This window comes from Streptomyces sp. NPDC031225 (assembly GCF_055570355.1).
The window spans coordinates 32,468-54,633 of sequence record NZ_JBVIHJ010000023.1 but is presented as its reverse complement, the minus strand read 5'-3'; the positions used below and the strand labels follow the sequence as shown (position 1 = coordinate 54,633).

General features: G+C 71.7%; 18 protein-coding genes. 10 read left to right on the top strand and 8 right to left on the bottom strand.

Going from position 1 to position 22,166, the window contains the following annotated elements; translation table 11 throughout:
* Positions 1-87: 87 nt before the first annotated feature.
* A complete protein-coding gene (locus tag ACZ48Z_RS32820; RefSeq protein ID WP_468739534.1) occupies positions 88-2,334 on the bottom strand; it encodes a mannosyltransferase YkcB-related protein in 2,247 nt (748 codons plus the stop codon).
* 143 nt (positions 2,335-2,477) lie between these two features.
* On the opposite strand from ACZ48Z_RS32820, the gene ACZ48Z_RS32815 reads away from it, so the two are divergent.
* The 5 genes from ACZ48Z_RS32815 to ACZ48Z_RS32795 all read left to right on the top strand — a co-directional run bounded on the left by ACZ48Z_RS32815 (position 2,478) and on the right by ACZ48Z_RS32795 (position 10,553).
* Positions 2,478-3,320: a serine hydrolase gene (locus ACZ48Z_RS32815; RefSeq protein WP_468739533.1), complete on the top strand. Its 843-nt coding sequence runs from the start codon at positions 2,478-2,480 to the stop codon at positions 3,318-3,320.
* A 47-nt stretch (positions 3,321-3,367) separates the two neighbouring features.
* A complete protein-coding gene (locus ACZ48Z_RS32810) occupies positions 3,368-4,411 on the top strand; it encodes an esterase-like activity of phytase family protein (RefSeq protein ID WP_468739532.1) in 1,044 nt (347 codons plus the stop codon).
* A 191-nt stretch (positions 4,412-4,602) separates the two neighbouring features.
* Complete coding sequence (locus tag ACZ48Z_RS32805; protein WP_468739531.1) at positions 4,603-8,307, top strand: ABC transporter ATP-binding protein; 3,705 nt, start codon at positions 4,603-4,605, stop codon at positions 8,305-8,307.
* A gap of 306 nt (positions 8,308-8,613) precedes the next feature.
* Positions 8,614-9,003 (top strand): hypothetical protein, encoded by a 390-nt coding sequence (locus ACZ48Z_RS32800; protein ID WP_468739530.1) that lies wholly within the window; start codon positions 8,614-8,616, stop codon positions 9,001-9,003.
* 110 nt (positions 9,004-9,113) lie between these two features.
* Positions 9,114-10,553: a S28 family serine protease gene (locus ACZ48Z_RS32795; protein ID WP_468739529.1), complete on the top strand. Its 1,440-nt coding sequence runs from the start codon at positions 9,114-9,116 to the stop codon at positions 10,551-10,553.
* A gap of 25 nt (positions 10,554-10,578) precedes the next feature.
* Here ACZ48Z_RS32795 and ACZ48Z_RS32790 read toward each other — a convergent pair whose 3' ends face one another.
* Together ACZ48Z_RS32790 and ACZ48Z_RS32785 are read right to left on the bottom strand one after the other, a co-directional pair.
* Entirely contained in the window at positions 10,579-11,220 is a 642-nt protein-coding gene (locus ACZ48Z_RS32790; protein WP_468739528.1) for a hypothetical protein, read from the bottom strand.
* A 133-nt stretch (positions 11,221-11,353) separates the two neighbouring features.
* Positions 11,354-13,162, bottom strand: a complete 1,809-nt coding sequence (locus ACZ48Z_RS32785) for a glycoside hydrolase family 3 protein (RefSeq protein WP_468739527.1) — start codon at positions 13,160-13,162, stop codon at positions 11,354-11,356.
* A gap of 377 nt (positions 13,163-13,539) precedes the next feature.
* On the opposite strand from ACZ48Z_RS32785, the gene ACZ48Z_RS32780 reads away from it, so the two are divergent.
* From ACZ48Z_RS32780 to ACZ48Z_RS32765, 4 genes are all read left to right on the top strand, one after another.
* Positions 13,540-13,782 (top strand): hypothetical protein, encoded by a 243-nt coding sequence (locus ACZ48Z_RS32780; RefSeq protein WP_468739526.1) that lies wholly within the window; start codon positions 13,540-13,542, stop codon positions 13,780-13,782.
* A gap of 58 nt (positions 13,783-13,840) precedes the next feature.
* Positions 13,841-15,115: a 3-phosphoshikimate 1-carboxyvinyltransferase gene (aroA, locus tag ACZ48Z_RS32775; protein ID WP_468739525.1), complete on the top strand. Its 1,275-nt coding sequence runs from the start codon at positions 13,841-13,843 to the stop codon at positions 15,113-15,115.
* Between the two features lie 7 nt (positions 15,116-15,122).
* Complete coding sequence (locus ACZ48Z_RS32770) at positions 15,123-15,755, top strand: GNAT family N-acetyltransferase (RefSeq protein WP_468739524.1); 633 nt, start codon at positions 15,123-15,125, stop codon at positions 15,753-15,755.
* A 142-nt stretch (positions 15,756-15,897) separates the two neighbouring features.
* On the top strand, positions 15,898-16,473 hold the full coding sequence (locus ACZ48Z_RS32765; protein WP_468739523.1) for an RBBP9/YdeN family alpha/beta hydrolase: 576 nt from the start codon (positions 15,898-15,900) through the stop codon (positions 16,471-16,473).
* Here the strand turns inward: ACZ48Z_RS32765 and ACZ48Z_RS32760 are convergent.
* Together ACZ48Z_RS32760 and pdxR are read right to left on the bottom strand one after the other, a co-directional pair.
* Positions 16,457-17,692: an MFS transporter gene (locus ACZ48Z_RS32760; RefSeq protein WP_468739522.1), complete on the bottom strand. Its 1,236-nt coding sequence runs from the start codon at positions 17,690-17,692 to the stop codon at positions 16,457-16,459. The genes ACZ48Z_RS32765 and ACZ48Z_RS32760 overlap by 17 nt on opposite strands.
* Positions 17,693-17,784: 92 nt before the next feature.
* Positions 17,785-19,194 carry a MocR-like pyridoxine biosynthesis transcription factor PdxR gene (pdxR, locus tag ACZ48Z_RS32755; protein ID WP_468739521.1) on the bottom strand — a complete coding sequence of 470 codons (1,410 nt, stop codon included), beginning with the start codon at positions 19,192-19,194 and terminating at the stop codon, positions 17,785-17,787.
* Positions 19,195-19,274: 80 nt separating this feature from the next.
* Between pdxR and ACZ48Z_RS32750 the strand changes: the two genes are divergently transcribed.
* Complete coding sequence (locus tag ACZ48Z_RS32750) at positions 19,275-19,529, top strand: hypothetical protein (protein WP_468739520.1); 255 nt, start codon at positions 19,275-19,277, stop codon at positions 19,527-19,529.
* Here ACZ48Z_RS32750 and ACZ48Z_RS32745 read toward each other — a convergent pair.
* From ACZ48Z_RS32745 to ACZ48Z_RS32735, 3 genes are all read right to left on the bottom strand, one after another.
* Complete coding sequence (locus ACZ48Z_RS32745; RefSeq protein WP_468739519.1) at positions 19,513-20,313, bottom strand: sugar phosphate isomerase/epimerase family protein; 801 nt, start codon at positions 20,311-20,313, stop codon at positions 19,513-19,515. The genes ACZ48Z_RS32750 and ACZ48Z_RS32745 overlap by 17 nt on opposite strands.
* Before the next feature lie 11 nt (positions 20,314-20,324).
* Complete coding sequence (locus ACZ48Z_RS32740) at positions 20,325-21,257, bottom strand: bifunctional helix-turn-helix transcriptional regulator/GNAT family N-acetyltransferase (RefSeq protein WP_468739518.1); 933 nt, start codon at positions 21,255-21,257, stop codon at positions 20,325-20,327.
* A 77-nt stretch (positions 21,258-21,334) separates the two neighbouring features.
* The gene (locus ACZ48Z_RS32735; protein ID WP_468739517.1) at positions 21,335-21,949 is read right to left on the bottom strand and encodes a dihydrofolate reductase family protein; all 615 of its coding nucleotides are present in this window, start codon (positions 21,947-21,949) and stop codon (positions 21,335-21,337) included.
* Between the last annotated feature and the right edge of the window lie 217 nt (positions 21,950-22,166).

Genomic DNA, 22,166 nt, shown 5'->3' with positions numbered 1-22,166 from the left:
GCCGTGTCTACGCGAGTTGACACGCGCCAACGGCCCCCGGTTCGGGACCGGGGGCCGTTTTGCCGGGACTTGGTCTCCTGGACTCGGTCAGCCGACGTCCGAGGCGTCCAGGCGGTAGATGGTCGATGTGGACGTCGACGTGGAAGTCGACCCCGACGTCGAGCTCTTGTCCGTGCTGTAGTCGCTCTCCTTGACCGCCGTGCCGTTCTTCTGCACCCAGCTGGAGATCTCCTGGTTGAGGCTGCTGTTGCCGCCCATGCCACCGCCGCCGAGCTGGATGTAGTGCAACTCGCCCTTCTTCACCAGCACCTTGAGCTTGGCGAGGGTCATCGCCGCGTCGGAGCCGGTGAAGCCCCCCATGGAGATGACGGGCTTGTGCGTGCTGAGGATCAGCTGGCCGGCGCTCTGCGAGTTGGACACCGCGAGCAGCCAGGTGGCGCCGTCCTGGTGCTTCTCCAGGTACGAGACCAGTGCGCTGTCGACGCTGCCTCCCCTGCCGCCACCGCCCATGCCACCGCCACCGGGGCCGCCGCTCGTGGTGCCGCTGCCGCCGGGAGCCGTGCCGGACTGGCCGTTCTGGCCGCCGGACGTACCGCCGGGAGCGGTGCCGCCGCCCGGGAGTTCCCCGTTCGTGCCGCTCGGCGCGCCGCCGCCCTGGGGCAGCTCACCGTTGCCGCCACCCGGCTGCATCTGGCCGTTGCCACCACCCGGGAGCTCACCGTTCGCCTGGCCGCCCTGCCGGCCACCCGGCCCGCCACCGTTGCCGCCGAAGCCGCCCCGGCCGCCACCGCCGCCGGGACCGCCCATGCCGCCGCCGGTCGAGGGGCCCGCCGTCGGGTTGGTGCCGCCCATCATGCCGCTGGAGGAGCCGAAGGCAGGCGAGGCCGCGTACGCCGTCGGACCCGCGAGGGCCGCGACGACCGCCGCCGCGACGGACACCCCGAGCAGCCGGAGCCTCGTCCCCGAGCCCGCCGTACGGAAGACGAACAGACCCACGACCGCCAGGACCATGAGGACACCGATGACCGGCCACAGCCAGGTGTTCCAGCCGGTGGCCCGGCGCAGCAGCACGATCGCCCAGATGCCGGTGACCGCGAGCCCGGTCGGCAGGACCCAGGACCAGCGGGCGTCCGCGCCGCGGAAGGCGCGCCACAGCATGACGCCGCCCGCGCCGGTCAGCGCCGCGATGCCCGGGGCGAGCGCGGTCGTGTAGTAGGGGTGCATGGTGCCCTCGGCCATCGCGAAGGTCAGGTAGTGCAGCACCAGCCAGCCGCCCCACATGACGAGCGCGGCGCGGGTGGCGTCGGTGCGCGGGGCCCGCCCGCACAGCGCCAGACCGGCGACGAGGGCGATGAAGGCGAAGGGGATGAGCCAGGAGATCTGGCCGCCGAGGACGTCGTTGAACATCCGGCCGACGCCCGCGCTGCCGGCGAAGGTGGCGCCGCCCCCACCGCCTCCGCCGTTGCCCTCGCCGCCGAGGACACGGCCCAGGCCGTTGTAGCCCATGATCAGGTTCCAGGCGCTGCCGTCCGTCGAACCGCCGATGTAGGGCCGGTCGTCGGCGGGGACCAGGGAGACCGCGGTGGCCCACCAGAAGCTGGCGACCGCCAACGCCACAGCCGCGAGGGCCAGGTTGACGGCCTTCTTCCGCCAGCCGAGCCTCGACGCGTAGAGGTAGACCGCGAAGACGGCGGGCAGGGCGATGTAGCCCTGGAGCATCTTGGTGTTGAAGGCGAGCCCGAACAGGACCGCCGAGCCGATCAGCGGCAGCAGCCTGTCGTTGCGCACCGCGCGCAGGGCGAGGGCCGCGCCGCCGACCATCAGCAGGACGAGGAGGGTGTCGGGGTTGTTGTCACGGTTGATCGCGACGGTGATCGGGGTCAGCGCGAGGACGAGCGCGGCGATGGTGGCCGCCACGTGTCCGAAGACCCGCTTCACCGAGGCGTGCAGGATCCAGATCGTGCCGAGGGCGGCCGCGATCTCGGGCGCCATCATCTGCCAGGTGCCGAAGCCGAACACGCGGCACGACAGGCCCATGACCATCAGCGCGAACGGCGGCTTGTCGACGGTGATGAAGTTGCCCGCGTCGAGCGAACCGAAGAACCAGGCCTTCCAGCTCTGCGTGCCGCTGTAGATGGCGGAGCTGTAGAAGTCGTTGAGGCCGCTCCCGCTCAGGTTCCAGCCGTACAGGACCCCGGCGAGGGCGAGGATCGCGATCAGTGCGGGCAGTGACCAGCGCGGGGCCTGGTCCGGGGGTGCCGCGGGTGGGGCAGGCGGCGCCCAGTCGGCGGACACGGTCTCGGCGTGGGGGTGGGGATCGGTGGCAGATGTCACCCGGGCATCGTGCGGAGGGGACTTGGGTGAGGGCTGTGACGTACCTGGCGCCTTTCTGTGAAAGTGCCACGGGTTAGGTAACGACTCGCACAACCATTCCCCATGCGTACAACCATTCACCTGAAGTCGCGAGTCAACTGGGCATGACTCGGGGGATATCAAGACACGCGAAGTGGATCGCCGTCGGCACGCTGGCCGCCTGCGTCGCCACCGTCACGCCGACCGCCGCCGCGACCGCACCGGCCGTCAGCTGCACGTCCGCGAAGGCGGGCCTCGCCGACAAACTCAAGCGGGACATCACGTCCGCCGTCACGAACCGGTCGGGCACGATCGCCGTGGGCGTCTACGACCGTACGACCAAGACCACCTGCACCCTGCGCTCCTCGACCGCCTACGACTCCGCGAGCGTCGTCAAGGTGACCGTCCTCGCCACGCTGCTGTGGGACGCCAAGAAGCACAACAGGTATCTGACCGACACCGAGAACACCCTCGCCAAGGCCATGATCACCAAGTCGGACAACGACGCGACGACCAAGCTGTGGAAGCAGCTCGGCCTGACGAAGATCAAGGGCTTCCTCACCGCGGCCGGCATGACCCAGACCAAGCCGGGGGCGAACAACTACTGGGGCCTGACGCAGATCACCGTCACCGACGAGCAGAAGCTGCTCAAGCTGCTCACCGCGACGAACACGGTCCTGAGCGACAACGCCCGCGCCTACATCCTCAAGTTGATGGGCCAGGTCATCTCGTCGCAGCGCTGGGGCACACCGTACGGCGCCGGTTCGGGGATCGCCTGGCACGTCAAGAACGGCTGGCTCCAGCGCTCCACGCACGGCTGGCGGGTGCACAGCGTCGGCACCTTCAAGGGCGGCGGCCACGACTACACGATCACGGTGCTCACCCACGGCAACAGCACCATGAACTACGGCATCACGACGATCCAGGGTGTCGCGAAGGTCGTTCACCGGGATCTCGCGGCGAGCTGACGCCTGCCGGACTCCCGCACGTCACCGTGCCACCCTACGGTGACGCCATGCAGCTCAGAACCGTACTCGCGACCACCACCGCGGCCCTGGCGGCGGCGGCCTGTCTCACCGTGGCAGGACCCGCCGTCGCCTCGGCCCCGGCCCCGGTGAGCCACGCCTGCTCGCCGTCCGTCACCCTCGACCGTTTCTCCGACGCGCTCGACAAGACGACGTACGACGGCACCTTCGTCGGCAACCTCTCCGCGCTCGCGCTGGACCGGGACGGCTCGCTCGTCGCCCTCTCGGACCGTTCCGCGCTCTTCGGCCTGGACGCGAGGACCCTCGCGCCGAAGTCGGTCGTCCCGCTCGCCGACGAGAACGGCGCCGCACTGGACTCCGAGGGCCTGGTGGTCGACCGGGACGGCACCCGTCTGGTCACGTCGGAGACCGAGCCGTCGATCCGCCGGTACGCGAAGGACGACAGGATCCTCGACCGGCTCCCCGTCCCGGCCGCCCTCCAGGTGGCCCCGGCCGGCCGTGCCACGTCGAACCAGACCTTCGAGGGCCTGACCCTCATGAACGGCGGCCGTACCCTCCTTGCCTCCATGGAGTACGCGATCTCCGGCGACACCGCCGGAACCGTCCGTTTCCAGACCTGGCAGCGGCACGGAAAGAGCTGGAAGCCCGCCGCCCAGTACGCCTACCGCACCGACGCCGCCTTCCTCGGCGTCCCCGAGGTCCAGGCCCTCCCCGACGGCCGCCTCCTCGTCCTGGAACGCGGCTTCACCTCCGGTGTCGGCAACACGGTCCGCCTCTATCTGGCCGACCCCCGCCACGCCACGGACACCAGCGGCGTCGAGAACCTGACCGGCCAGGCGGACGTGCGCCTGATCAGGAAGACCCTGCTCACGGACATCGCGAGCTGCCCGGCCCTGGGCGCCACGGCGAAGCAGCCCCAGCCGAACCCGCTCCTGGACAACATCGAGGGCATGGTCGTCACCGGCCACGACAAGGGCCGCCTCAAGGTCCTCCTGGTCAGCGACGACAACCAGAACGCGGTGCAGACGACGCGGTTCTATTACCTGCGGGTCCAGGTGCAGGTGACCCACTAGGGGCCGCGGGGCTGTGTCGAACTGCGGCTACCGCCGCGTGAGCGCGACCAGCCACAGCGCGCCCGCACTCGAAAGCGGCCGAACCAAGCGGAGCGTTTTGTTGCGGAGGGATGAAATCCGCTTCCATTCGCGTTGGTGCCTTCCGGTAGATCAGGCGCACGGATCAGACGAACAAACCGGAGGGCACCCGAGTGACACCGCAACGGGGATGGGCACGACGACTGGCCGGGTACGCCTGGCGCTACCCCAAGGACGTCGTCCTGGCCCTGGGCTCCTCCCTCGCCGGTATGGCCGTCATGGCCGTCGTCCCCCTGATCACCAAGGTGATCATCGACGACGTCATCGGCGACCACAGCCGGGACATGGCGCCCTGGGCCGGAGCCCTGATCGTCGCGGCGGTCCTCGTCTACGCCTTCACCTACGTCCGCCGCTACTACGGCGGGCGGCTCGCCCTGGACGTCCAGCACGACCTGCGGACCGAGATGTTCGGCACGATCACCCGCCTCGACGGCCGCCGCCAGGACGAGCTGTCCACCGGCCAGGTCGTCGGCCGGGCCACCAGCGACCTCCAGCTGATCCAGGGCCTGCTCTTCATGCTGCCGATGACGATCGGCAACGTCGCCCTCTTCGTGATCTCCCTGGCCGTGATGGCCTGGCTGTCGGTCCCGCTCACCCTGGTCGCCATGGCGGTCGCCCCGGCCCTGTGGTGGATCGCCAAGCGCTCCCGCTCCAGGCTGCACCCCGCCACCTGGTACGCCCAGGCCCAGGCCGCCGCCGTAGCGGGCGTGGTCGACGGCGCCGTCAGCGGCGTACGCGTGGTGAAGGGCTTCGGGCAGGAGGACCAGGAGACCGGGAAGCTCAGGGAGGTCGGCCGCCGCCTCTTCGCGGGCCGGCTGCGCACGATCCGCTTCAACTCGAAGTACACCCCGGCCCTCCAGGCCGTCCCCGCCTTCGGTCAGGTCGCGATGCTGGCGCTCGGCGGCTGGCTCGCCGTCCACGGGCACATCACCCTCGGCACCTTCGTCGCCTTCTCCACCTACCTCGCCCAGCTCGTCGGCCCGGTCCGGATGCTCGCCATGGTCCTCACGGTCGGCCAGCAGGCCCGCGCGGGCACCGAGCGCGTCCTGGAGCTGATCGACACCGAGCCGTACCTGACGGGCGGCACCAAGGAACTCCCCGCCGACGCCCCGGCCACCGTCGAGTTCGACGACGTGTCCTTCGGCTACGAGGACGGCCGCAAGGTCCTCGACGGCCTCTCCTTCCAGATCCGCCCCGGTGAGACCCTCGCCGTCGTCGGTTCCTCCGGCTCCGGCAAGTCCACCGTCTCCCTCCTCCTGCCGCGCTTCTACGACGTCACCCACGGCGCCGTCCTCATCGGCGGCCACGACGTCCGCGAGCTCACCCTCGACTCGCTGCGGGCCGCGATCGGCCTGGTCCCCGAGGACTCCTTCCTCTTCTCCGACACGGTCCGCAACAACATCGCGTACGGTCGCCCCGACGCCACGGACGCCCAGGTCGAGGAGGCCGCCCGAGCCGCCCAGGCGGACCGTTTCATCGCAGAGCTCCCCGAGGGCTACGCCACCACGGTCGGCGAACACGGCCTCACCCTCTCCGGCGGCCAGCGCCAGCGCGTCGCCCTGGCCCGCGCGATCCTCACCGACCCGCGCCTGCTCGTCCTGGACGACGCCACCTCCGCCGTGGACGCGCAGGTCGAGCACGAGATCCACGAGGCCCTCAAGCAGGTCATGGCGGGCCGCACGACCCTCCTCATCGCCCACCGCCGCTCCACCCTCAACCTCGCCGACCGCATCGCCGTCCTGGACAACGGCCGCCTCGCCGACCTCGGCACCCACGCCGAGCTGGAGAAGCGCTCCGCCCTCTACCGCCGACTGCTCACCGACCCCGACGGCCTCGGCGGTGTCTCCCCGGGCCACGCCCGCCCGGTCGCCGTGCGGGAGGACACCTCCGTACGCGACGAGCTGGACGCCGAGTTCGACGCCGAGCGCGGTGTCACGCCCCGCCTGTGGACCGGCGACCGCGAGCCCAAGGACGCGGCCCTGGCCGGTACTCCGGCCACCCCCGAACTCCTCGCCGAGGTCGACGCGTTGCCCCCGGCGACGGACACCCCGGACATCGACGAGGCACGCGCGGTCACGCCCGAGGAGTCCTACGGACTGCGACGGCTGCTGCGGGGCTTCGGCGCCCCGCTGCTGATCAGCCTGGGCCTGGTCGCCGTGGACGCCGGCATGAGCCTGCTGCTCCCGGTGATGATCCGGCACGGCATCGACGACGGTGTCTCGAAGATGGCGATGGCCGCGATCTGGACGGCGTCCCTCCTCGCCCTCCTCGCGGTGGGCGTCCAGTGGGTGGCACAGATCGGCGAGACCCGCATGACCGGGCGCACCGGGGAGCGGGTCCTCTACTCCCTCCGGCTGAAGATCTTCGCCCAGCTCCAGCGCCTCGGACTCGACTACTACGAGCGGGAGTTGACCGGCCGGATCATGACGAGGATGACGACGGACGTCGACGCCCTCTCGACCTTCCTGCAGACCGGCCTGGTCACGGCGTTCGTCTCGGTCGTCACCTTCTTCGGCATCATGGGCGCCCTGCTGGTGATCGACGTACAGCTGGCGCTGGTCGTGTTCGCGACGCTGCCGCCGCTGGTCGTCGCCACGTACTTCTTCCGCAAGGCGAGCGTGAAGGCCTACGAACTCGCCCGTGAGCGCGTCTCGTCGGTCAACGCCGACCTCCAGGAGTCGGTGTCCGGGCTCAGGATCGTGCAGGCGTTCCGGCGGGAGCTGGACGGCGGGGCGCGGTTCGCGGAACGCAGCGACAGCTACCGCCAGGCCCGTATCCGGGGCCAGTGGCTGATCTCGATCTACTTCCCCTTCGTCCAGCTGCTCTCCTCGGTGGCCGCGGCGGCCGTACTGATCGCGGGCGCGGGCCGGGTGGACGCGGCGACCCTGACGACCGGCGCCCTGGTGGCCTACCTCCTGTACATCGACCTGTTCTTCGCCCCGGTCCAGCAGCTCTCGCAGGTCTTCGACGGCTACCAGCAGGCGACCGTGTCGCTGGGACGCATCCAGGAGCTGCTCCAGGAGCCGACGTCCACGAAGGCGCCCGACGAGCCGCTGGAGGTCCTGTCCCTGCGCGGCGACGTGGCCTTCGAGGACGTGCACTTCGCCTACGCGGACGACGAAGAGGCCCTGGGCGGCATCGAGTTGAAGATCCCCGCCGGGCAGACGGTCGCCTTCGTCGGCGAGACGGGCGCGGGCAAGTCCACCCTGGTCAAGCTGGTGGCCCGGTTCTACGACCCGACCGCCGGCCGGGTCACGGTCGACGGCACCGACCTGCGCACCCTGGACCTCACCTCCTACCGGCACCGCCTCGGCGTGGTCCCGCAGGAGGCGTACCTCTTCCAGGGCACCGTCCGCGACGCCATCGCCTACGGCCGCCCGGACGCCACGGACGCCGAGGTCGAGGCGGCGGCCCGCGCGGTCGGCGCCCACGAGATGATCGCCACGCTGGAGGGCGGCTACCTCCACGAGGTCGCCGAGCGCGGCCGCAACCTCTCGGCCGGCCAGCGCCAGCTGATCGCACTGGCCCGCGCGGAGCTGGTCGACCCCGACATCCTGCTCCTCGACGAGGCCACGGCAGCCCTCGACCTCGCCACGGAGGCCCAGGTCAACCAGGCCACCGACCGCCTCGCGGGCCGCCGTACCACCCTCGTCGTGGCCCACCGTCTCACCACGGCGGCCCGCGCCGACAGGGTCGTGCTGATGGATCACGGCCGGGTGGTGGAGGACGGCACCCATGACGAACTGCTCGCGCGGGACGGCCGATACGCCTCGCTGTGGCGGACGTTCGTGGGTGAGGACGCGCCTGCCCCGGCCTGACCGGATCCCGGGGCCCAGACCTGCGACCACTTCGAGCGCCGGACGGAGTCCGGCCAGTCGTCCGAAGCCGGGGAGGCCCGTCAGGGCCGAGCGGTGCGAGGGCGACATCGGGAGGTTCTGCTCACGGCCGGGTGGTGGAGGACGGCACCCATGACGAACTGCTCGCGCGGGACGGCCGATACGCCTCGCTGTGGCGGACGTTCGTGGGGGAGCCGGCCGAGGTGTCCCGCTGACGGTCGTGCAACCGTCCGACACATGTCCTGCGTCCGTACATCCGTACGCCCAACAGCTGCGGGAGGGACGGCAGTGAAGAGTGGAGCGATACGGCGGCTGGCGGTGGGGCTGGCCGTTCTGATGGTGTCCGGAGTGATCGGGGTGGCCGTGCCGGGGCAGGCGCAGGCCGCGGCCTCGTCGTGCGAGGGGCGCAAGGTCCGGTCCTTCCCGTTCTCCACCGGCACCGTGGAGGTGTACAAGCGGCGCGGTTACGTGTGCGCGGTCACCCTCCCCAAGCGTCCCGGGGCCCCGCAGCACATGCGGGTGAGCCTGCGCGCGTACGGACTGCGGCCGGTCGAGGACGCCGGGCGGTTCAAGTACCGGGCCGGCCCCGTCACCGTGCACGCCGGGCAGCGCAAGGTGTGGGTGAAGGGCGAGGTGGGCCGCGGGAAGTACGACTCCGAGGGCTGGATCCGGCTCTGAGTCACAGAATCCCCACAGGGTTTTCCCCACGAAGACGTCATCTCCCCTGGTGCGGAACGGACTTGCGCCGCTAGCGTCCGGCGCACATCTGTACTCACAGGGGAGGGTGCATGCGCAAGGCGCTCAGATGGCTTCTCACGCTGGTCGTGCTCATCGGCACGGTCGGTACGGCCGGGGCGGCCACCGCCGCCGAGCCGGAGGCCCACGGCACCGGTGCCACCGCCGACATCAAGGACCAGCTGCTCTCCATTCCGGGGATGAGCCTGATCGAGGAGAAGCCGTACACCGGGTACCGCTACTTCGTACTCGGTTACACCCAGCCGGTCGACCACCGGCATCCGTCCAAGGGCACGTTCCAGCAGCGGATCACCGTGCTGCACAAGGACGTCAGCCGCCCGACGGTGTTCTACACCAGCGGCTACAACGTCTCCACGAACCCCAGCCGCAGCGAGCCGACCCGGATCGTGGACGGCAACCAGGTCTCCCTGGAGTACCGCTTCTTCACGCCCTCCCGGCCGGCCCCGGCCGACTGGAGCAAGCTGGACATCTGGCAGGCCGCCAGCGACCAGCACCGCGTCTTCAAGGCGCTGAAGAAGATCTACACCAGGAACTGGATCGCCACGGGCGGCTCCAAGGGCGGCATGACCGCCACCTACTTCGAGCGCTTCTACCCGCGTGACATGGACGGCGTCGTCGCGTACGTCGCCCCCAACGACGTGGTCAACAACGAGGACTCCGCCTACGACCGCTTCTTCGAGAAGGTCGGCTCCAAGGAGTGCCGCGACCGCCTGAACGCGGTGCAGCGCGAGGCGTTGGTCCGCCGGGAGCCGCTGGAGAAGAAGTACGCGCAGTACGCGGCCGCCGAGGGCTTCACCTTCTCCACGGTCGGCAGCCTCGACAAGGCGTACGAGGCGGTCGTCCTCGACTACGTGTGGGGGTTCTGGCAGTACAACCTGCTCGCCAACTGCGGTGACGACGAACTGATCCCGCCGGACGCCAGGACCGCGACCGACGACCAGATCTGGAACTCGATCGACACGATCTCCGGGTTCTCCTTCTACACCGACCAGGGCCTCGCGCCGTACACGCCGTACTACTACCAGGCGGCCACCCAACTCGGCGCCCCGACGATCCGCTTCCCGCACATCGAGAAGAAGTACGTCCGCTACGGCTACCAGCCGCCGCGCAACTTCATCCCGAGGGACATCCCGACGAAGTTCCAGCCGTACGCGATGCGGGACGTGGACAACTGGGTGCGCACCAACGCCCGCCACATGCTCTACGTCTACGGCCAGAACGACCCGTGGGGCGCGGAACGGTTCCGCGTCGGCAAGGGGGCGAAGGACGCGTACGTCCTCACCGCGCCCGGCATGAACCACGGCGCGAACGTGGCCGGACTGGCCGCCGACCAGAAGGCCCTGGCCACGGCCAGGATCCTCGACTGGGCGGGCGTCTCCGACACGGCCGTCGCCCGGGCGAAGCCGCTCGCGGCCTTCGACAGGAAGCTGGACGTCCGGAACGCGGAGAGGGAGCCCACCCTGCGTCCCTGACCCGCTCACCGCGCCCGGCCGTCGCTCACAGCGGCCGGGCGCACCCCACCGGCCGGGCCCCGCCGAGCTGGACGTACAGGGCCGTCGACAGCGGGCACAGGCTGCGCTCGGCGACCGCCTTCACCACCTTGAACTGCGGTTTCCTCGCGCCCTTGCCGTCGCACGCGGTCTCCCGGACCTGTCCGCTGCCCGAGCCGTACACACAGTCGCCGACGATGGTCCGCGGCCCGCCCCCGCCGCCCGGGTCGCCCGGATGCGGCGGCTCCAGGTTGCGCATGCAGGCGTACCCCTGCGGCACCGCCCCGTCGCCGTCCTCGTCGGAGATCTGGCTCTGCTCGCTGATGTGCAGCACGAAGTCGGTGGTCGCCGGACACGGCGGTCCGTCGGCCGTCGTACCGTCGTGCCGGGCCACGACCCGTGCCGCCGCCCGCTCACCGGTGCAGGGCACCTCGGTGAAGGTGGACTTGCCGAAGGAACTGCACTCGTCGACCGCGAGGAACACCGCGCCGAAACCGGAGGCCCGGCCGGCGGACGACGAGACCGAGGCGGCGGCGCCGGACCGCCCGCCCCCGTCGGTGCCGGCCGCCTGCTGGGTACACCCCGTCAACAGGGCGGTGAGCAGCGCCAGCAGGACGCACACCACCCCCGTGGAACACTTCTCGCGCATCGCGATCCCCCCGGACTACCCCCGCCGTCCAGCGTGACCGTCGCGGCGGGGCCACGCCAGACGTGTGGGGTCCTTTGCGCCTTTCGGGGGTGGTGCGCGGCGTGCGCGCCGTACGACGACTACGCCCCGCGCGCTATCGGCCGTACGACAGCCCGTACCCGACCGGGTACAGCACCTTCGCCGGATCGTCCACCCGCTGCACCGGCACCGGCAGCTTCCCGCGCGGTGCCGTCTTCCCGGCGATCACCCGCGCGGCGGCCCGCAGTTCGACGTCGGTCCAGGAGTAGGTCGCCAGGTACGCCGGGACGGTGGGCAGGTGGGCCACGTCGTAAGGATTGCGGATGGCGACCGCGACCACCGGCTTCCCGGTCGCCACGAGCTGTTCGACGAGACTCTTCTGCGCGGCCGTGATGTTGTACGTCCCCACGATCACCGCGTCCGCCTCCTGCGCGGCGATGACGGCCCGGGCGACGGTGGCCGCCGAGGGTGCCGTACCGGTCGACAGGGCGGTGGCCGTGAAGCCCAGTTCGGTGAGGGCGGAGGCGAGGACCCCGGTGGGCGGGCCCGTCGTACCGGACGGTGAGGCCGGGTCGGCGCCCACGACGAGCAGCTTGCGGTGGGTGCGCCGGGACAGGGGCAGCAGCCGCTTCTCGTTGACCAGCAGCGTCGTGGTCCGCTCGGCGATCCGGTCGGCCGCCGCGAGGTGCGCCGGGGTGCCGACGGTCCGGGTGACACCGCCCTGACCGACGTAAGGCGCCTCGATCAGCCGCAGCCGGGTCTTGAGCCGCAGGATCCGCAGGATCGACTCGTCGAGCCGCGCCTCGGTGAGCTCGCCGTCCTGCACGGCCTTGAGGACGGCGTTCCACGCGACGTCCAGGGAGGGCGGGTTGAGGAGCTGGTCGACACCGGCCTTGAGGGCGAGGACGGGCACGCGGTCGTCGCCGTACTTCTGCCGGACGCCCTCCATGCCGAGGGAGTCCGTCACGACGACCCCGTCGTAGCCGAGTTCGCCGCGCAGGATGCCGGTGAGGATCGGGTGGGAGAGGGTGGCCGGGTCGCCGGAGTCGTCGAGGGCCGGGAACTGGATGTGCGCGGTCATGACCGAGTCGATGCCCGCGCGGATCGCGGCCCGGAAGGGCACGGCGTCCAGCTTCTCCCATAGCTCCCGGCTGTGGGTGATGACGGGGAAGCCGTAGTGGCTGTCGACGGCGGTGTCGCCGTGCCCCGGGAAGTGCTTGGCGGTCGCCGCCACCCCGGCGCCCTGGTACCCCCTGACCTCCGCGGCGACGAGTCCGGCGACCGCCTGGGGGTCGGCCCCGAACGAGCGCACGCCGATGACCGGGTTGGCCGGGTTGACGTTGACGTCGGCGACGGGGGAGTAGTTCTGCCGGATGCCGACGGCCCTGAGCTCCTGCCCGGCGACGATGCCGAGGGTGCGGGCGTCCGTGCGCGAGCCGCCGGCGCCGATCGCCATCGCGCCCGGGAAGAGCGTGGCGGGCGCGCCGACCCGGCACACGATCCCGTGCTCCTGGTCGGTGGAGACGAGGACGGGCAGTCCGCGCGGCTGGTGCAGCGACGCCCTCTGGATGCCGTCGGACAGGTCGGCGATCTGGTGCGGATCACGGGTGTTGTGCGCCCAGGTGAAGTAGATGATCCCGCCCACCCGGTACTTCGCGATCATCTCGGCGGCCGTACGGACGCCGATCTCCTGGAGGTTGGCGTCGATGTCCGCCTGGTCGGGGGCGGTGGCGGAGTGGCCGTAGACCCGCATCACGAAGAGCTGGCCGACCTTCTCCGGCAGGGTCATCCGCGAGATGAGGGAGCGGAGCTTCCTGTCGTCCTGCTTCTCGTGCTGCTTGTCGTCCGCGGAGGCGGCCCCGCTCACGGCGAGTGCGGCGGCGACACCTGTCGTCGCGGCGAGGACGGTACGTCTGGAGGGCACGTGCGCTCCTTCCGGAGGTGATCCGCTGAAGGAAACTTCCGAGAAGTCACCAATAACCGGGAAGTTTCTGCCAGTCAAGGGAGTGCACAGTAACGCGACATGGGACGCCGCCATCGGCGCTGTGGAGGGGGGCGCGCCGATGGCGGCGTGTGCTGCCGGCCGCAGTACGGAGGAGAGGGTTGGGTCAGCGATCGCAGCCAGCAGCGAGGCCGACGCCGCACTACGGTGACTCTCCGGCAACGTGCGGATTGGACGAGCGGGGACGGGGCGGGGTTCCCGGCTGGGCCCCGTTTTCCCGAAGTTGGTGAGGCCGGGGCCAACGGGGCGGATGAGCCGACGCCTCGGTGCCGTCCGCGCAGCCGGCGTACGGTCGGTGCATGAGCCCGTTGCTGCCGCCTCTGGCCGTCCTCGCCGGACTCGCCGTCACCCTCGCCCTCTTCGCCCTCCTGGCCCGGCACGTCCGTCGCCGCGGAACGGCGGGCGCGGGTCTGCGCGGGGCGCTGGCGGCGCACGACGAGGTGTGGCACGGCACGGCGGCGGACTCGTACTGCGAGATCCAGGAGCAGACGAACCGCAGGGCGCCCCTGCCGGACGACCGCTGGAAGCGCCGCCCGCGCTGACCGCCGATCGGGTCCATCCCATGGACGTCCGCGCACCGGAGGCGGTCGTGGGGCGATCATGACGGGTATGCCCGCAGCCCACGCGCCCGCCCCGCAGTCCCTCTCCCTGCCCGGTTCGAAGTCCATCACCGCCCGCGCCCTCTTCCTCGCCGCAGCGGCCGACGGGGTCACCACCCTCGTACGCCCTCTCCGTTCGGACGACTCGGAGGGCTTCGCCGAGGGCCTGGTACGGCTCGGCTACCGGGTCGGCCGCGCTCCGGACGCCTGGCAGGTGGACGGCCGCCCGCAGGGACCGGCGGTCGCCGAGGCGGACGTGTACTGCCGTGACGGCGCCACGACCGCCCGCTTCCTGCCCACCCTGGCCGCCGCGGGCCACGGCATGTACCGCTTCGACGCGTCGCCGCAGATGCGCAGGCGCCCCCTGCTGCCCCTGTCGCGCGCCCTGCGGGACCTGGGCGTGGACCTGCGGCACGAGGAGGCGGAGGGCCACCATCCGCTGACCGTGCGGGCGGCGGGCGTCGAGGGCGGAGACGTGGTCCTGGACGCGGGCCAGTCCTCCCAGTACCTCACCGCGCTCCTGCTGCTGGGTCCCCTGACCCGCCGGGGCCTGCGGATCCGCGTCACCGACCTGGTGTCGGCGCCGTACGTCGAGATCACCATCGCGATGATGCGGGCCTTCGGCGTGGAGGTCGTCAGGGACGGCGACGTCTTCGTGGTTCCGCCGGGCGGCTACCGCGCCACGACCTACGCGATCGAGCCGGACGCGTCCACGGCGAGCTACTTCTTCGCGGCGGCGGCGATCACGCCGGGCGCCGAGGTGACGGTCCCCGGCCTGGGCACGGGCGCCCTCCAGGGCGACCTCGGTTTCGTGGACGTACTGCGGCGGATGGGCGCGGAGGTGTCCGTCGGCGCCGACGCCACCACGGTCCGCGGCACGGGCGAACTGCGCGGCTTGACCGTCAACATGCGGGACATCTCGGACACCATGCCGACCCTGGCGGCGATCGCGCCCTTCGCGTCCGCCCCCGTCCGAATCGAGGACGTGGCGAACACGCGGGTCAAGGAGTGCGACCGCCTGGAGGCCTGCGCGGAGAACCTGCGGCGGCTGGGCGTGACGGTGGCCACGGGCCCGGACTGGATCGAGATCCACCCGGAGGCCGCTCCCACCGGGGCTCGGGTGACGTCCTACGGCGACCATCGCATCGTCATGTCCTTCGCGGTCACCGGTCTGCGGGTACCGGGAATCTCGTTCGACGACCCGGCGTGCGTACGGAAGACTTTCCCCGGTTTCCATGAGGCGTTCGCGGAGTTGCGACGGGGCATCGGGGGTTGATCGGGCGGTGGGTCTCCAGTTGGAAGGGCCGGTACTGACGGGCGGGTTGGTGCGCCTGGAACCGCTGGACCACAGACACGCGGCGGACCTGGCCGTGGCGGCGGAGGAGAACCGCGGTACGTACGAGTTCACCTGGGTGCCCAGGGCCGCCGAGGTCGGCGCCTACATCGACGCGCAACTCGCGCGGGCGGCGACCGGGCAACTCGCACCGTACGCGCAGGTGTCGGTCGCGACGGGGCGGGCGGTGGGAGCGACCTCGTACTGGGAACCGCGCTGCTGGCGGGCCGAGGACCGACTCGACGCCGTGGAGATCGGCTTCACCTGGCTCGCGGGGCCCGCCCAGGGCACCGGCATCAACGCCGAGGCCAAGCTGCTCCTCTTCCGGCACGCCTTCGAGGAGTGGCACGTCTCCCGCGTCGACCTGAAGACGGACGCCCGCAACGACCGCTCCCGCGCGGCCATCGAAAGCGTCGGCGCCCGCTTCGAGGGCGTCCTGCGCAACTGGTCCCGCTCCTGGGCACCGGGCGAGGACGGGCAGCTGCGTGACTCCGCGATCTTCTCCATCACGGCGGAGGAGTGGCCGCAGTGCCGCAAGCGGCTGGAGGAGCGGGTGGCGGGCTTCGCGGCGCGGAGAGGCTGATCGCTGCTGTTGCGCGATGTCACGCTGGACGAGGTGGACGCCTACGTCCGGATGCGCTGCGATCCCGTCATGGTTCGCTCACCGGTTCCACGGTAAAAGATTCGCTGGACCTGGCCACACAAGGTCGGAAACCATCGACGTCATGACCGCCTACCTCATCCTCCACGGCTGGCAGAACCACCGGCCCGCACAGCACTGGCAGCACTGGCTCGCCGACCGCCTCACCGGTCTCGGCCACCACGTCACCTACCCCCAACTGCCCGCCCCCGACGACCCCGACCTGGACACCTGGCTCACCGAGCTCACCGGGCATCTCGGTGACCTGCCCGCGGGCGAACGCGTCGTCCTCGCCCACAGCGCCTCCGCCCTGCTGTGGATGCACGCAGTCGCGCGCGGGCTCGTGAAGCCCGGCTCCGTCGATCGCGTGCTGCTCGTCTCCCCGCCGTCCGCGTCCGTCGTCGTACGGCACCCGGAGATCGCCGAATTCGCCCCGCCCGCCCTCGACTTCACCCTCCCCGGTCCCACCCGTCTGGTCGCCGGCGACGACGACCCGTACTGCCCGGAGGGGGCACGGCAGACCTTCGCCGAGCCACTCGGTATCCCCGCCGACATCCTCCCCGGCGCCGCCCACCTCGACCTGGACGCCGGTTACGGCTCCTGGCCGGCCGTACTGGAGTGGTGTCTGGACCCGGACGCCGACATCACGCCGCGCCCGTAGCCGGAACCGCCCGCAACTCCGGTGTGCTCGCGCCCACATATCCCACCGCCGCCACGCACAGCAGCCCGCCGGTGATGAGCGCGGTCGCCCCGGAGCTCCAGCCCGCGACCAGGCCGCCGCGCAGGTTGCCGAGGTGGGGGCCCGCCTGGCCGACGATCGTCTCGGCGGCCGTGACGCGGCCGAGGAGGGCGTCGGGGGTGTGGGTCTGGACGATGGTGGTGCGGGAGAGGACGGACAGGCTGTCCGCCGCGCCGGCCACGGCCAGGATGCCGAGGCCCGCCCAGGCGCTGGTCGTCAGGCCGAACAGGGCGAGGGCCGCGCCCCAGGTCGCCGACGCGCACAGCATCACGGGACCGGGTCGGGCCAGGCGGGTCACCGGGCCGGAGAGGACCGTCGCGGCGACCCCGCCCACGGCGAGCGCCGACAGGAACAGGCCGAGCGTGCGCGGGTTTCCGCCGAAGCGTTCCTCGTTGACCAGGGGGAACAGGCTCACCGGCATGGACAGGACGGTCGCGGCCAGGTCGGTCACGAGCGCGCCGCGCACCACCCGGTGGCCGACCAGGAAGCGCAGGCCGTCCAGGACGCCGCTCACCCCGGGCCGGGACTTCTCGCCCTCGGGCGGCAGCGCGGGCAGCCCGTAGGCGCCGTAGAAGGACATGGTGAAGCTGAGGGTGTCCAGGAGGTAGCAGACGCCGATGCCCCACCAGCCGAGCACGACCCCGGCGACGGCCGGGCCGACCAGCATCATCGCCTGGCCGGTGGCCTGCTGGAGCGCGAGACCGGCGGCCACCTGCTCCCTGGGCAGCAGCCGCGGCACGAACACGCCCGCCGCGGGTGCGCCGAGCGCGGCGAACGACGTCTGCACCGCGACCAGCAGCAGCACGACGGCCACCGGCGCGCGCCCGGCGAAAGCCTGCACGGTCAGCAGCAGCGAGCAGACCGCTGAGCCGACGGTGCCCGTCAGGTACACGCGGCGCCGGTCGGCCCGGTCGACCCAGGCCCCCGCGAACAGACTGACCCCGACCATCGGCACCGCCTGCGCGATGCCGACCGCGCCGCTCCAGAGCGCGCTGTGGGTCATGTCCCAGATCTGGTACATGACGGTCACCATCGTCATGAAGGTGCCGAGCGTGGACACGGTGCGTCCGAACAGCAGCCGCCGGAAGACGGGGGAGGTGCGGAGCGGTCGTACATCCAGGAACGTGCGACTGAGGCTCACGGGGTCAGGACCGGGAGAGGAGGGGGCTGATGCACCCCGGGACGTTAACCGCCCGGCGTCGCCCCGGCCACCGAATTACCGCGGGGCCCTCGTCAACGGCACTCCTCGATCGCCGTACGGAGGTGGCGTACCGACTCCTCCACCATGCCGTCGGCGAGGTTGCCGTAGCCGAGGACCAGCCCGTGATCGGCGTGGTCGTCGGTGGCGTGATAGGCGGCGAGGTCCGCGACCGACAGCGACCGGGCGGCCGCCGCCCTGACCACGGCCGCGGTGTCCACGCCGGCCGGCAGCCGCAGGATGAGGTGGAGTCCCGCCGCGATGCCCGAGACCGGGGCGCCGGGCAGCTGCTCGGCCAGCGCCCCCACGAGCGCGTCGCGCCGGTCGCGGTAACGCCTACGGCAGGCCCGCAGGTGACGGTCGTAGGCACCCGACTCCAGCAGGGCGGCGAACGCGAGCTGGTCCAGGAGCGGGGGCGCGGTCGCCGCCTGGCCGGTCCGGTGCAGGGCGTCGGTCCAGCGTGACGGCGCCACCAGCCAGCCGATGCCGAGCGCCGGGGACAGGGTCTTGCTCAGGGACTTCAGCAGCACGACCCGGGACGGGTCCATGGCCTGGAGGGCCGCGACCGGTCGGCGGTCGTAGCGGAACTCCGCGTCGTAGTCGTCCTCCAGCACGACACCGTCCACCCGGCGGGCCCAGTCCAGCAGCGCCGCGCGCCGCTCGGGCACGAGCACGGTCCCCAGCGGGAACTGGTGCGCCGGAGCCGTCAGCACGGCCCGCAGACCGGTGTGTCCGACGAGGTCGTCGACGCGCAGGCCGCCGTGGTCCGCACGGACCGGCACCGGCTCCAGACCGGCGGCGACGATCACCTGGCGCAGCCGTGTCCAGCCCGGCTCCTCGCAGCCGACGGCGGTGACGCCCTGGGCGCGCAGGGCATGGCAGACGCGCCGCACCCCGTCGGTCACGCTCGTGCACACCGTCACGTCCTGCGCGGTCGTCGAGACACCGCGGGAACGGCCCAGGTACTCGGCGAGCAGCCGTCGCAGCCGCGGGTGGCCGCCGGGCGGCGGGTAGCCGAACTCCGTGAACGCCGTGGTCGTCACCTGCGCGCGCACGGCCTCCGCCCACCTGCGGCGCGGAAAGGCCCGCAGGTCCGGCAGACCCGGCGCGAGGTCGAAACGGGCCACGGGAGCCCGGCGGGCCGCGGGCCGCTCGACGTCGCCGTCCCGGTCGCCGGACCAGCGCACCCGGGTCGCGGAACCGCTGCGGGCCTCCAGGTAGCCCTCGGCGACGAGCTGGCCGTACGCCTCCGTGACCGCCCAGCGGGAACAGCCGAGGTCACCGGCGAGCTGCCGGCTGGGCGGCAGGGCGGCGCCGACCTCGATGCGCCCACTGCGGATCGCCGAGCGCAGCGCCCGCTTCACCCGCTCGTGCAGGAGGCCGTCGCCGGGCCGACCCAGGTCGATCAGGAGATCGCCCACCAGATTGGTCTGTGATACCCGCATGCCATTGGACGGTAGCAGCGAGCCGTTTCTCCCTAACGTCGACAGTGAGCTTCAGCAGACACGAGCAGGAGGAAGCAGTCATGGCCGTACTGAGGAAGTCGCTGCCCGTCCAGGCCGCACACCCGCTGTTCCAGGGCGTGTTCAGCGGCTGGCAGGCGAAGGCCGGGGTCCTGTCCGCGCTGCCGGACGCACCGGTCGTCGCCGACACCCCCCGGACCGGACGGCCGGTGCGGCACCGGCCGCGGTCCGGCCGGGGATCCCGCCTGTGGCTCCGCCTCGCGGGCCTCGCGCGGATCCGCGCGACCCCCTCCCGCGCTCCTACGCCGAGTCGTTGAGCAGCCGGGCCAGGTGCTCGCGGCCCGCGCTCAGCAGCTCCTCCAGGGGCGCCGCCTTCTCGTACCAGCGCTTCTCGTACTCCCAGCACAGCCACCCGTCCCAGCTGTGCCGGGAGAGGACCTCCACGCACTCCGCGAGCGGCAGGACACCGGCGCCGAGCGCGACCGGGGTGGTGTCCTCGGCGGACGCGATGTCCTTGACCTGCACGTATCCGAGATGCGGGGCGAGGGCCGCGTAGGTCTCGGAGGGCTGCTCGCCACCGAGCCAGGTGTGCATGACGTCCCAGAGCGCGCCGACCTGGCGGTGGCCGACCGGACCGAGGACCCGGATCGCCTCGGCGCCCGTGCGATGCGAGTCATGGGTTTCGAGAAGGATGCGTACGTCGAGGTCGCCGGCGTACTCCGCGGCCGTACCGAGCCGCCGGGCGGCCGTGGCGTCGGCCTCCTCGCGGGACTGGTCGGAGGCGGCGCCGGGGAAGACGCGGACGAAACCGGCGCCGAGGTCACGGGCCAGGTCCAGGAGACGGTGGATCTCCTCGATCACGGGCTCGTCGTCGCCCGGCGCGGCCACACGCGTGTACCCGGCGACACCGAGGACCTCGACTCCGGCCGCCTTGAACTCGGCCACCGCGTCGGCCCGTTCCGCAAGCCCGATACCGGGGTGCACCGGCTCCTCCGGATGCGCGCGCAGTTCTACGCCGTGATAGCCGTGCGAGGTCGCGAGCCGAAGCACGTCCGAGAGGGGGAGGCCGGGGACACCGAGGGTGGAGAACGCCAGTTTCATGGGCTCTACTCTCACCCGGTCGAGCCGGTGAGGTCCAGCCGCCAGTCCTGGCCGTTCAGGTCCCTTCCGAAGGAACGGTGGGGTTTCTCGGCGGCGAGGACGAACCCGTGGCGCTGGTAGACACGGCGGGCGGCGGTGAGGACGTCGTTGGTCCACAGCACCAGGTCGCGGTAGCCGGCGCGGCGCGCGAAGTCGACGACGGCCGTCACCAGCCGGTCGCCGATGCCGAGTCCGCGCGCGTCCGGCTCGACGAGGAGCAGCCGCAGCCGGGCCGTGCCGGGCGCGTCGTCCCGTACGCACATCACGCAGCCCACCGGCCGGCCGTCCAGCTCGGCGATCCAGACCCGCTCCAGATGCGGATCGTGGTCCTGCGCGAAGTCGGCGACGATCCTCGCGACCAGGCCCTCGTAGTCGGCGTTGAAGCCGTACTCGGCGGAGTACAGGGCCGCGTTGCGTGCCACGATCCAGCCGAGGTCGCCGGGTGCGGGCTCCCGCAGGAGGACGTCCTCGCGGCGCGGCGGGCGGCCTTCGGACAGCAGGGCGCGGACGGTGTGCATCGCCTCGGCGAGCCGGGGCCGTTCGGCGGAGGGCACGCTCGCGAGGAGCGCGCCCACGGATTCGTCCGCGCGCTCGGCGAGCAGCGCGGCGGTCTCCCGGCCGCGTGCGGTGAGCGTGACATGGCGGCGGCGCGGATCCTGCTGTGAGGCCGCCCGCTCGATCAGCCCGTCCTGCTCGAACTTGTTCAGGATCCTGCTCAAGTACCCGGCGTCCAGCGAGAGTTCGGTCCGCAGATCGGCCGCGTCGGTGCGGGGCGAGTGCGCGAGCTCGTACAGGACGCGGGACTCGGTGAGGGTGAAGGGGGCGTAGAGGTGGCGGCTGTAGTCGAGGGCGCCGATCACGTTCGTGTAGAAGCGGTTGAAGGCGCGGATGTCCTGGACGGTCATGCTCGGTCGACCCCCGGATACTTGACTCAGTCAGAGATATCGTTGGACCGAGCGTAGGACGACCGCGCCCTCCGCGGCTACCCCTGAGCCTGGCCGGCGTCGGGCGGCGCGGGCCGGTACACGCACAGCTGCACGCCCGTCTTCCCGGCGACCGTGGACACGAGCTCGAACGGCCGCTTCCCGCCGTCCTCCGGGAAGATCGACTTGCCGCCGCCGAGGATCACCGGCATCACGATGAGCTGGAGTTCGTCGACCAGCCCTTCGCTGATGAGGGTGCGGACCAGGGTCGGGCTGCCCATCATCGCCAGCTCGCCGCCCTCGCGGGCCCGCAGCTCACGGATCCGCGCGACGGCCTGGCCGCCCGGGATCCGCTCGGTGTTGTTCCACGTCAGCTCGTCATCACCGAGGGTGTCCGTCACCACGTACTTCTTCAGGGAGTTCAGCCGGTCGGCGAACGGATCCCCGGCCCGCTCAGGCCACGCCCCGGCCATCGTCAGATAGGTCCGCCGCCCGTACAGCAGCGCCTCGGCCCGCTCCATGCCCTCCGTGAACGCGGTGCCGAGCACCTCCTCGTCGAAGTACGGATGGGACCAGCCGCCGTGCGCGAACCCACCGTCGGTGTCCTCCTCCGGCCCGCCCGGGGCCTGCACGACACCATCCAGACTGATGAACTCACTGATCACGATGCGCATGGGACTCACTCCAGTTCCTGGTTGCTGCACGCTCGGGATTGCTTCCCGCGTGGGCGACGACGGCAGTACAGACCGGGGCGGGCCGCGGAAGTCATCGGTGAGAATCACGGTGGCCCGAATCTCCGCGGCACGGCCCGCCCACCGCCACGACATCCGTCAGGCGGGAGCGAGCCTGGGAAACCGGGGCAACCGCACCCACGCAAGGGGCGCGGGGAAC